Source organism: Variovorax sp. 01N425, assembly GCF_056399465.1.
The window spans coordinates 141,462-152,279 of sequence record NZ_JBFTRJ010000015.1 but is presented as its reverse complement, the minus strand read 5'-3'; the positions used below and the strand labels follow the sequence as shown (position 1 = coordinate 152,279).

Annotated in this window: 12 protein-coding genes; 8 read left to right on the top strand and 4 right to left on the bottom strand. The window is 68.5% G+C overall.

Annotated features, from left to right (window positions below; all coding sequences use genetic code 11):
* Positions 1-423 precede the first annotated feature (423 nt).
* The 4 genes from AC1DSC_RS25195 to AC1DSC_RS25180 are packed head-to-tail and all read right to left on the bottom strand — an operon-like array spanning position 424 to position 3,823.
* A complete protein-coding gene (locus AC1DSC_RS25195; RefSeq protein WP_012747786.1) occupies positions 424-1,200 on the bottom strand; it encodes a glycosyltransferase family 2 protein in 777 nt (258 codons plus the stop codon).
* A complete protein-coding gene (locus tag AC1DSC_RS25190; protein ID WP_012747787.1) occupies positions 1,167-1,970 on the bottom strand; it encodes a lysophospholipid acyltransferase family protein in 804 nt (267 codons plus the stop codon). The genes AC1DSC_RS25195 and AC1DSC_RS25190 overlap by 34 nt, the downstream gene beginning before the upstream one ends.
* Positions 1,971-2,000: 30 nt before the next feature.
* Positions 2,001-3,032 carry a chorismate transformation FkbO/Hyg5 family protein gene (locus AC1DSC_RS25185; protein WP_012747788.1) on the bottom strand — a complete coding sequence of 344 codons (1,032 nt, stop codon included), beginning with the start codon at positions 3,030-3,032 and terminating at the stop codon, positions 2,001-2,003.
* A gap of 2 nt (positions 3,033-3,034) precedes the next feature.
* Complete coding sequence (locus AC1DSC_RS25180; protein WP_012747789.1) at positions 3,035-3,823, bottom strand: class I SAM-dependent methyltransferase; 789 nt, start codon at positions 3,821-3,823, stop codon at positions 3,035-3,037.
* A gap of 118 nt (positions 3,824-3,941) precedes the next feature.
* On the opposite strand from AC1DSC_RS25180, the gene AC1DSC_RS25175 reads away from it, so the two are divergent.
* From AC1DSC_RS25175 to rng, 8 genes are read left to right on the top strand one after another with little or no spacing between them, the layout of a single operon-like run.
* A complete protein-coding gene (locus AC1DSC_RS25175; RefSeq protein ID WP_012747790.1) occupies positions 3,942-4,667 on the top strand; it encodes a YebC/PmpR family DNA-binding transcriptional regulator in 726 nt (241 codons plus the stop codon).
* Positions 4,668-4,705: 38 nt separating this feature from the next.
* Entirely contained in the window at positions 4,706-6,004 is a 1,299-nt protein-coding gene (gene purD / locus AC1DSC_RS25170; protein WP_012747791.1) for a phosphoribosylamine--glycine ligase, read from the top strand.
* Complete coding sequence (gene hemF / locus AC1DSC_RS25165) at positions 6,004-6,921, top strand: oxygen-dependent coproporphyrinogen oxidase (RefSeq protein WP_012747792.1); 918 nt, start codon at positions 6,004-6,006, stop codon at positions 6,919-6,921. Before purD ends, hemF begins: the two co-directional genes overlap by 1 nt.
* Positions 6,918-7,547 (top strand): nicotinate (nicotinamide) nucleotide adenylyltransferase, encoded by a 630-nt coding sequence (nadD, locus tag AC1DSC_RS25160; protein WP_012747793.1) that lies wholly within the window; start codon positions 6,918-6,920, stop codon positions 7,545-7,547. Before hemF ends, nadD begins: the two co-directional genes overlap by 4 nt.
* Positions 7,547-8,212, top strand: a complete 666-nt coding sequence (rsfS, locus tag AC1DSC_RS25155) for a ribosome silencing factor (protein ID WP_012747794.1) — start codon at positions 7,547-7,549, stop codon at positions 8,210-8,212. Before nadD ends, rsfS begins: the two co-directional genes overlap by 1 nt.
* On the top strand, positions 8,209-8,676 hold the full coding sequence (gene rlmH, locus AC1DSC_RS25150) for a 23S rRNA (pseudouridine(1915)-N(3))-methyltransferase RlmH (RefSeq protein ID WP_012747795.1): 468 nt from the start codon (positions 8,209-8,211) through the stop codon (positions 8,674-8,676). The genes rsfS and rlmH overlap by 4 nt, the downstream gene beginning before the upstream one ends.
* Positions 8,673-9,278: a Maf family protein gene (locus tag AC1DSC_RS25145; RefSeq protein ID WP_012747796.1), complete on the top strand. Its 606-nt coding sequence runs from the start codon at positions 8,673-8,675 to the stop codon at positions 9,276-9,278. Before rlmH ends, AC1DSC_RS25145 begins: the two co-directional genes overlap by 4 nt.
* Positions 9,279-9,284: 6 nt before the next feature.
* The gene (gene rng / locus AC1DSC_RS25140) at positions 9,285-10,811 is read left to right on the top strand and encodes a ribonuclease G (RefSeq protein WP_012747797.1); all 1,527 of its coding nucleotides are present in this window, start codon (positions 9,285-9,287) and stop codon (positions 10,809-10,811) included.
* Positions 10,812-10,818 lie beyond the last annotated feature (7 nt).

The window sequence follows — 10,818 nt, the reverse complement described above, 5'->3', positions numbered from 1 at the left end:
CGGCCGACGTCACCGGCCGCTCCGCGGCTTCCCTGCGCTGCTCGCGTCAGGCGGGGTCTCGCAGAACTCGCTCCACTGCGTTTCGCTCAGACAGCTGCGAGCCCTGATCCGCCTGTCGCTGCGCTGCTCGGCGGTGCCTCAACGGCCACCCAGCGGCTCAACCCCCATCGCCGGGACAGCACCGCCGTTGGTTCTCCTCACTTCGAGGCCGCATTTGCGTCTTGCTCCCTCTCCCTCCGGGAGAGGGCTGGGGTGAGGGCAGCGGCATCAACGTCACGGCAAGTGCCCGGCAGGCGGTGCGGTGTGGACGGCCCCTCTGTGCCGCCGAAACGCGAGCACCGCAGGGCAGCCGCGAAGCGGCCGGCATAGTGGGGCCGACCGCGCCGCACCGCTTGCCGGGCACTCCCCAACAACGAGCAAACTCTATTTCTGAAACGGCGCAATCCCGCGCAGCTTGCGGAAAACCAGCCCCGGCAGCCGCACCACGAACTCGACCATCAACCGCGCGTGCATCCACGTCAGCAGCACGTTGTCGCGCCCATAGCGAAAGTGCGAGACCCCGCCTTCCTCGGCGCTCAGGTACTTCACCGGCGCGTCGATGTTCACGGGCTTGACGCCGCGCCAGGCCAGCCGCACGACGGCCTCGGTGTCGAAGTCGAAGCGCCGCATCCAGGGCTGTCGCGCCATCACAGCGATCAGGTCGGCCACCGGGTACACGCGGAATCCGTAGAGCGAATCGCCGACGCCGGCAAACAGGGTTTCGAGCTGGGTCCAGCCATTGGACACGCGCCGTCCGCGCACGCGCAACAGCGGGGCGGAGGCATCGAACACCGGGCGGCCCAGCACCATGGTCTCGGGCCGTGCCTGCGATGCCTTCATGAAGGCGGGAATCAGGTCGGCCGGATGCTGGCCATCCGAGTCCATGGTCAGCGCATGCGTGAAGCCGGCCTCGCGCGCCGCGCGCAGGCCGTGCAGCACGGCCGCGCCCTTGCCCTGGTTCTGCGGCAGCAGCCAGACCCGAAGGCCCGGGTCGCCGGCAGCCATCTGCTGCAGGCGCTCGCCGGTGCCGTCGGTGCTGCCGTCCACCACCACCCAGACCGGGCTCCACTGCGCGCGTGCCGCTTCGACCGTGGAGAACAGGCGTTCGCCCGTGTTGTAGCTGGGGATCAGGACAAGGTGTGTGCGCGAGGCGTCTGGCATGCGGGGGACGCGTCGGTTGCGCGCTGTTCCATGTGTTGGCGAAAGTATTGTTCGAGCTCCGATTGCAGCACGTGGCTGTCCTGCATGGGCGCGAAGCGCTGGCCCAGCCGGAGCCTGAAGACGATGGGCAGCGGCGGCACGCGCCACAGCGGCCAGCCCTTGCTGAGGTAGGGCGAGTCGGTCTCGATGAACACGGTCTGGATCGGGGCCTGCGCGAGCTTGGCGATCAGCGTCACGCCGGGGCCGAAGGGATTGAGCGGCGGCGTCACGGTGCGCGTGCCTTCCGGAAAGATCACCAGCTGGCCGCCATTGCGCAGGTCGGCCACCGCCAGGCGCACCATGGTGCGGGCCGACTCGTTGCTGATGTAGCGCGCCAGCCGTGCGCCCGCGCCCAGGAAGATGTTGCGCAGCAGGTCGGCCTTCATGATGCAGGCGCTGCGCGGCAGCCGCGCCACCAGCAGCAGCGCGTCGAGCATGGTGGGGTGGTTGGCCACGAAGATCACGCCCGGCTCGTTGCGCATCGGGTCCAGGCAGCTGGCGTCGATGCGCATCATCCCGGTCACCGAGGCCAGGCCCCAGAACATGCGGTAGGCGAAGGCGATGGTCAGGCGGCCCAGCGTGCGCGCGGGCGCCTCGGGCATCACCGGGTAGAGCAGCATCGCGACGAGGTTCCAGGCCAGCGAAATCAGCCCCAGGAACAGCAGCAGCGCGTAGAGCATCAACGCAAGCGGAATGGCCGTGAGAATGCGCAGCACGCGGGTCATCGACATGGGGTCGCCGGTCCGATCGATCGCGCCGGGTCAGGCCCGCAGGCGACCCGGTGCGACGGCGTGGGCTTCGATCTCGACCAGCAGGTCGCTGCGGCAGATGTCCGCTTCCAGGTAGACCGCGTGGCGGATCATCGGCGCGTCGGCGCCGAGCGCGCTCTCGAGCACGCCGCGCACCTTGTCGGTATCCCCCGGATGCCGCACGTAGACCACGCAGTCGAGCATGGAGAGCGCGAAGCTGGCCGTGGCCTGGCCGTTGGCGGCCGCGATCACGGCTTCGAGGTTGCGCAGCGTTTCGCGCGTCTGCTCCAGCACGTCGCCATGGTGCACGGTTTCATGGCCCACGATGCTCGCGGTGCCCGATATGAAAAGCGCCACCTCGCCATTGCCGATCTCGGCCAGCGCGGCGCGCGAGAAGGTGGGCGAGCGCGGGCCGTAGGTTTCGGGGTAGCGGTAGGCCGAGACCTGGCGCGGGTTCTCGACCGGCATGGGCGCGGTCTGGCCGGCCAGGAAGCGGATCGACAGCGCACCCTGGTGGATGCCCAGCGCACATGCCGCGGGCGCGCCCTCGAAGGCGGCGCGGCCAGCCTCGAAAAATGCTTCCTGGCGCCCGAGGTTGAACTGGCGGTAGCGCTCCAGCCCGCCGCCGTCGGCATTGATCTGCGGCAGGTAGTTCCAGATGCGCAGCAGGTGCGGCGTGCCGGCCTGGTCGAGGGTCTTGAACAGGTCGCGGTAGGCGCGGTGCGAGAGCTCGGCAAGATCCTGCTTCTCGACCGATTCGTCGAGGTCGATGGCGCCGAGCAGCCAGTGTCCGTCGCTGCGCCAGCGGGCGATGCCGGTGGTGCTCGATGCCACCCGCCCACCGCTCACGTGCCACACGTCCGCCATGGCGCCTTGCTCGGAAAGAACGCGTGCATTGACGGTCGGCATCCATGCCAGTTCATGCGGCGTGCCGTAGCCGAGCGCCGCGAAAGGCGCGCGGCCGTCGGCGGCCAGCGCAAGGCTGGCGGGCAGCGAAAGGCGCTCGACGCGCAAGGAGGAGGTGTTTTCGCCCTGGACTTGCACGGTCAGCCGGCCTCGACGGTGTTTTCTGGTTTGCGCGCCATGTATTCGGAGAACACGCCGAGGCTCGCGTGGCGGCGCACGTCGGTGAAGCCCGCGGCGCGCAGTGCCTCGAGCACGCGCTCGGGCGGAATGCAGGCCTCGATGGTGTCCCAGTAATAGCGCCACAACTCGGAGGTGTTGCTGCGGCGGCCGACCACGCGCGCGATCAGCGGCACCACGGCGCGCATGTAGGCCTTGAGCAGCGCGGTGGCGATGCGGCCGTTCGGCTTGGTGATCTCGAGCACCACCAGGCGCCCGCCCGGGCGCAGCACGCGGTGGAACTCGCCGAAGGCGGCCGCCACGTCGCTGATGTGGCGCATGGCGTAACCCATGCTCACGAAATCGCAGCTGGCATCCGGGCGGGGCAGCGCTTCCGCCACGCCCTGGACCAGCTCGACGCCGGGCAGGTCGACCTGTTCCATCATGCCCACGCTGGGATCGACGCCCACGAGCCGGCCCGCCGGCCCGATGATCCTGAGCGCCTCGCGGGCGACCAGCCCGGTGCCGATGCCGACGTCGAGCACCTGCGCGCCCGCAGCGAGCCCGGCCTGCGAGAGGGCGGCGCGGCGGTACGACGGGCCGGTGCCGAAGGCCAGCACGCTTTCGATGCGGTCGTAGTCGGCGGCGGTGCTGTCGAAGATGCGCCGCAGGAACGCCTGGTGCTCCGCCTCGTTCCTGTAGTACAGCGGCAATGGGGTGTGCGGCGGCAGGATGGTCGGATTCCCGGGCCCGACGGAAGGCGATGGCGTCATCGAAGGATTATCACCAAAAGACCTTGCCGCTTTGGCGCTGGCGCGCCGGCCGTTGTGCGCGCCGGACAGTAAACTCGGAGCTTGCTTTTGAAAACACAAGACAGCGAGATAGAAAGCCATGGCCGGACACAGCAAATGGGCGAACATTCAGCACCGCAAGGGCCGCCAGGACGAGAAGCGCGGCAAGCTCTGGACCCGCGCCATCCGTGAAATCACCGTGGCTGCCCGCGCCGGCGGGGGCGACCTCAGCGCCAACCCGCGGCTGCGGCTGGCGGTCGAGAAGGCCAAGGCGGTCAACCTGCCGATCGACACCGTCAAGCGCAACATCGACAAGGCCACCGGCAACCTCGAAGGCGTCAATTACGAAGAAATTCGTTACGAAGGGTACGGCATCGGCGGCGCGGCGATCATCGTCGACACCATGACCGACAACCGCGTGCGCACCGTGGCGGAAGTACGCCACGCCTTCTCCAAGCACGGCGGCAACATGGGCACCGAAGGCTCGGTGGCCTTCCAGTTCAAGCACTGCGGCCAGATCATCTTCGCCCCTGGCACCAATGAAGACAAGGTGATGGAAGCCGCGCTCGAAGCCGGCGCCGAGGATGTGGTCACCGATGACGACGGCGCCATCGAGGTGATCACCGCCGTCGCCGACTTCGAAGCCGTCAAGAATGCGCTCGAAGCCGCCGGCCTCAAGCCCGAGGTGGCCGAGGTCACCATGCGCGCCGAAAACACGATCGAACTGACCGGCGAGGACGCAGCCAGGATGCAGAAGCTGCTCGATGTGCTCGAAGACCTGGACGACGTCCAGGAGGTCTATCACAACGCCGCGCTCTCCGAATGAATGAACATTGATCCACAGCGAATGAAGAAGGCCCACGAATGAAGGTACTGGTAATTGGAGGAGGGGGCCGGGAGCACGCACTGGCGTGGCGGCTGGCGCAGGCCAGCCGGGTCAGCCGCGTGTACGTGGCGCCGGGCAACGGCGGCACCGTGAGCGACGAGCGCTACGACTGCATCGACATCACCGAGCCCGCCGCGCTGCGCGAGTGGGCTGCCAAGGAAAAGATCGCGCTCACCGTCGTCGGGCCCGAGGCGCCGCTGGCAGCGGGCGTGGTCGACGAATTCCGCGCGCACGGCCTGCGCATCTTCGGCCCCACGCAGGCCGCCGCGCAGCTCGAGAGCTCCAAGGCCTTCTCCAAGGCCTTCATGAAGCGCCACAAGATTCCCACGGCCGAGTACGAGGCCTTCACCGATGCCGCGGCGGCGCACGCCTACATCGACGCCAAGGGCGCGCCGATCGTCGTCAAGGCCGACGGCCTGGCCGCCGGCAAGGGCGTGGTAGTGGCCATGACCGCGCAGGAGGCGCACGAGGCGGTCGACTTCATGCTGGTCGACAACAAGTTCGGCGTCTCGCACAACGACGGCGGCGCGCGCGTCGTCATCGAGGAATTCCTGCAGGGCGAGGAAGCCAGCTTCATCGTGCTGTGCGACGGCAAGAACGTGACCGCGCTGGCCACCAGCCAGGACCACAAGCGCCTGCTCGACAACGACGAAGGCCCCAACACCGGCGGCATGGGCGCCTACTCGCCCGCGCCCGTGGTCACGGCCGAGGTGCATGCGCGCGCAATGCGCGAAATCATCCTGCCGACCATCCGCGGCATGGAAAAGGACGGCATCCCGTACACCGGCTTCCTCTACGCCGGCCTCATGATCGACGCCACCGGCCATCCCAAGACGCTCGAGTTCAACTGCCGCATGGGCGACCCCGAGACGCAGCCGATCATGATGCGGCTCAAGTCCGACCTGTTCGAGGTGTTCTGGCATGCCACCGACGGCACGCTCGACCAGGTCGAGCTGCAGTGGGACCGGCGCGTGGCGTTGGGCGTGGTGATGGCGGCGCACGGCTATCCGCTCTCGCCGCGCAAGGGCGACCGCATCACCGGCATTCCGCCCGAGGCGCCCGATGCCGTGGTGTTCCACGCGGGCACCACCCAGCAGGACGGCGAGCTCAAGACCAGCGGCGGCCGCGTGCTGTGCGTGACCGTGCTGGCCGACAGCGTGAAGCTCGCGCAGCAGCGGGCCTACGAGGTTGCCGCGCGCATCGGCTTCGACGGCGCGCAATACCGCAAGGACATCGGACACCGCGCGGTCCACGCGCGCAACACCCCGCACGCCTGATGCAACAGACCAACCCGGCAGCGGTCGGCGACTACCTGCGCAAGCTGCAGCAGGAGATCGTCGCGGCCGTCGAGGCGGCCGATGGCGGTACCTGCGTGCGCGATGCCTGGCAAAAGGAGCCTGGCGAGGCGCTGCAGGGCAGCGGCCTCACCTGCATTCTGGAAGGCGGCGCGCTGTTCGAGCGCGCGGGCTGCGGCTTCTCGCAGGTGCGCGGCCCCAGGCTGCCGCCTTCGGCCACGCAGAACCGGCCCGAGCTCGCCGGCGCGCCCTTCGAGGCCATGGGCGTTTCGCTGGTGTTCCATCCGCGCAATCCCTACGTGCCCATCGTCCACATGAACGTGCGCATGCTGGCCGCGCTGCCCGAGGGCAAGGACCCGGTGTGCTGGTTCGGCGGCGGCATGGACCTCACGCCCTGCTATGGCTTCGAGGATGACGCGGTTCACTTCCACACCGTGTGCCGCGATGCGCTGGCCCCTTTCGGCGACGACAAGTACCCGCGCTTCAAGACCTGGTGCGACGAGTATTTCTTCCTCAAGCACCGCAACGAGCAGCGCGGCATCGGCGGCATCTTCTTCGACGACTTCGCCGAGGGCGGATTCGACAACGGCTTTGCCTTGCTGCGCTCGGTGGGCAATGCCTTCCTGCCGGCCTACCTGCCCATCATCGAGCGGCGCCGCGCCATGCCCTGGGGCGAGCGCGAGCGGGCGTTCCAGCTGTACCGGCGCGGGCGCTACGTGGAGTTCAACCTCGTGTGGGACCGCGGCACGCACTTCGGGCTGCAGTCGGGCGGGCGCACCGAATCGATCCTGCTGTCGATGCCGCCGCTGGCCAGCTGGGCCTACCAGCAGCAGCCGGAGCCGGGCAGCCCCGAAGCCGCGCTGTACAGCGACTTCATCGTGCGGCGCGACTGGTTGTGAATCCTTCCGGCACGGCCCCGCGCATCGGCATCTTCGGCGGCGCCTTCGACCCGCCGCACAACGCCCATGTCGCGCTGGCCGAGGCCGCATTGGCGCAGCTCGACCTCGCCGAACTGCACGTTGTTCCCACGGGCCAGGCCTGGCACAAGAGCAGGGCGCTGACGCCGAAGGAAGATCGCCTGGCAATGGCCCGCCTGGCTTTCGGCGGATTGAAGGGCACGGTCGTCATCGACAGCCGCGAAGTGTTGCGCGACGGCCCCACCTACACGCTCGACACCCTGCATGAATTGCAGCGGGAACAGCCCGGCGCCCAGCTGGTTCTCATCATGGGTGCCGACCAGGCCGGCGCATTGCCGACATGGCACGGCTGGCAGGCTATACTCGGCATTGCTATTGTTTCTGTAGCGTATCGCGCATTATCGACGGGCGGCACTGCTCGTTTTGATCCGAAGATGCTGCCCGGCCTGCCGGCTGGCGCGCGTTTCGAGGCGCTCGAATTGCCGGCCATGGACACCAGCGCCACCGACATCCGGCGGCGTGCGGCGCTTGGCGAGGACATTTCCTCGCTGGTTCCGTCCGCCGTTGCACGCTATATTGACCAACACCACCTTTACCGCCCTGCCTGATGACCACTGAAGCCGCCGCCAAGAAAGACACCCAGAAACTCCAGCGAGCCATCATCGATGGTCTCGAAGACGTCAAGGCGCAGGACATCCAGGTTTTCGACACCGAGCATCTCTCGCCGCTGTTCGAGCGCGTGATCGTGGCTTCGGGCACCTCCAACCGGCAGACCAAGGCGCTGGCCGCCAGCGTGCGCGATGCCGTGCGCGAAGCCGGCTTCGGCAAGCCGCGCATCGAGGGCGAGGACAACGGCGAGTGGATCATCGTGGACTGCGGCGCCGCCGTCGCGCACATCATGCAGCCGGCCATCCGCCAGTACTACCACCTCGAGGAGATCTGGGGCGACAAGCCGGTGCGCGCCAAGCTCGGCGGCACCAAGCCGGCCCTTGCCACCGCCTCCAAGGTGATCGAGGAGAAGAAGCCGGTCGCGGCCAAGATGCCCAACCTGCGCCGCGCGAGCGCGGCCAAGACCGCCATCCGCGCGGCCGAGCAGGAAGCCAAGGCCGAGAAGGCCGGCCGAAGCCCGGCAAAGAAGACTGCCGCCAAGAAGGCGCCCGCGCGGAAGACCACCACGGCGCGCGTGCCGGTCAAGGTGGTCGGCAAGCCCGCCGCCAAGAAGCCAGCCGCAAAGAAGGCGCCTGCCAAGAAGGCGCCTGCCCGCCGCGCATGAAGCTGCTGGTGGTCGCCGTCGGGCAGCGCATGCCCGACTGGGCGCAGACTGCCTGGGACGACTACGCCAAGCGCTTCCCGCCCGAGCTCAAGCTCGAACTGCGCGCCGTCAAGACCGAACCCCGCGGCTCCAAGTCGCTCGAGACGCTCTATGCGGCCGAGCGCGAACGCATCGAGGGTGCCATTGCCAAGGGCATGCGCATCGTCGTGCTCGACGAGCGCGGCACCGCACTCACCACCAAGGCGCTGGCCGCGCGCCTGCAGGCCTGGCAAGGCGAGGGCGACGACGTGGCCCTGGTGATCGGCGGCCCCGACGGGCTCGACCCCGCCTTCAAGGCCGCAGCCCACGAACGCATCCGCCTGTCCGACCTGACCCTGCCGCATGCGATGGCGCGCGTGCTGCTCGTGGAGCAGCTGTACCGGGCCTGGTCGGTCAACGCGGGCCATCCGTACCACCGGGAATGAGCACCGGCTTCATCTATCTTGCATCGCAGAGCCCGCGCCGCGCCCAACTGCTCGGCCAGTTCGGCGTCCGTCACGAACTGCTGCTGGCCGGTGCCGACGAAGACGCCGAATCGCTCGAAGCGGTGCTGCCCGGTGAATCGCCGACCGCCTACGTGCAGCGCGTGACGGGCCTGAAGCTCGATGCGGCGGTCGCGCGGCGCCAGCGCCTCGGACTCGCCGATGCACCGGTGCTTTGCGCCGACACCACCGTGGCCCTCGGCCGCACCATCCTCGGCAAGCCCGAGGATGCACGCGATGCCGAGCGCATGCTCGCGCTCTTGTCGGGTGCCACGCACCGCGTGCTGACGGCCGTGGCGCTGCAGCATGGCCGCCGGCGCCATGCGGCGCTCAGCGTGTCACGCGTGCGCTTCGCCGACATGACCCGCAAGCAGATCGCGCGCTATGCCGCCAGCGGCGAGCCGCTCGGCAAGGCCGGCGCCTATGCGATCCAGGGTGCGGCGGCCGCATACATCGAGCACATCAGCGGGTCCTATTCGGGCATCATGGGACTCCCGATGTTCGAGACCGCGCAGCTTCTTCGCCGCGCCGGTTTCATTATTTAAGACCTCATGCAAGACATCCTGATCAACTGGTCCCCGCAGGAGACCCGTGTGGCGCTGGTCGAGCACGGCGCGGTGCAAGAGCTGCACGTCGAACGCACGCTGGAGCGCGGGCTGGTCGGCAACATCTACCTTGGCAAGGTGTCGCGCGTGCTGCCGGGCATGCAGTCGGCCTTCATCGACGTCGGCCTCGAGCGCACGGCCTTCCTGCACGTGGCCGACATCGTGGCGCCGTTCACGCCGGGCTCGCGGCCCAGTGCACCGGCCCCCGAGCGCGACCACCGCAACGGCGGGCCGATGGTGCCCATCGAGAAGCAGGTGTTCGAAGGCCAGTCGCTGCTGGTGCAGGTGATCAAGGACCCGATCGGCACCAAGGGCGCGCGGCTCTCCACGCAGATCAGCATTGCCGGCCGGCTGCTGGTGTTCTTGCCGCAGGACAACCACATCGGCGTTTCGCAGAAGATCCCTTCGGACCAGCGCGAATCCTTGCGCACGCGCATGCTCGCGCTGATCGAGGCCGCAGCCGCGGCCGACAGCGGCGGCGTGGTGCCTGCCAACACCGGTGGCTTCATCCTGCGCACCAACGGCGAAGATTCGTCCGACGCCGAGCTGGCAGAAGACATCGCCTACCTGCGCAAGACCTGGTCGCGCATCCGCGAGGCGTCAAGCAAAATGCCGCCGATGTCGCTGCTGCACCAGGACCTGAGCCTGCTGCAGCGCGTGCTGCGCGACATGACCAGCGAGGACACGCAGACCATCCGCATCGATTCGCGCGAGCAGTTCGAGGCGCTGCTCAAGTTCGGGCTCGAATACATGCCGCAGGCGGCCGGCAAGCTGCAGCACTACAAGGGCGAGCGGCCGATCTTCGACCTGTATTCGGTCGACGAGGAAATCGCCAAGGCGCTGGGCCGGCGCGTCGAACTCAAGTCGGGCGGCTACCTCGTGGTCGACCAGACCGAGGCGCTCACCACGGTGGACGTGAACACCGGCGGCTTCGTGGGCGCGCGCAATTTCGACGACACCATCTTCAAGACCAACCTCGAGGCGGCGCAGGCCATCGCGCGCCAGCTGCGGCTACGCAACCTGGGCGGCATCATCATCGTCGACTTCATCGACATGGGGCGCGACGACCATCGCGAGCAGGTGCTGGCCGAGTTCCGCAAGCAGCTCGCGCGCGACCGCGTCAAGACCACGGCGGGCGGTTTCTCGCAGCTCGGCCTGGTCGAGATGACGCGCAAGCGCACGCGCGAATCGCTGGCCCACATGCTGTGCGAGCCCTGCGCGGCCTGCGGCGGGCAGGGCATCGTGAAGACGGCGCGCAGCGTGGCCTACGACGCCATGCGCGAGATCCTGCGCGAAGCGCGGCAGTTCACGCCGCGCGAGTTCCGCATCGTGTCGTCGCCGCAGGTGATCGAGCTGTTCCTCGACGAGGAAAGCCAGCATCTCGCGGGGCTGAGCGACTTCATCGGCAAGCCGATCTCGCTGCAGTCCGAGCCCGCGATCGGGCAGGGCCAGTACGACATCGTGCTGCTCTGAAGGCTCG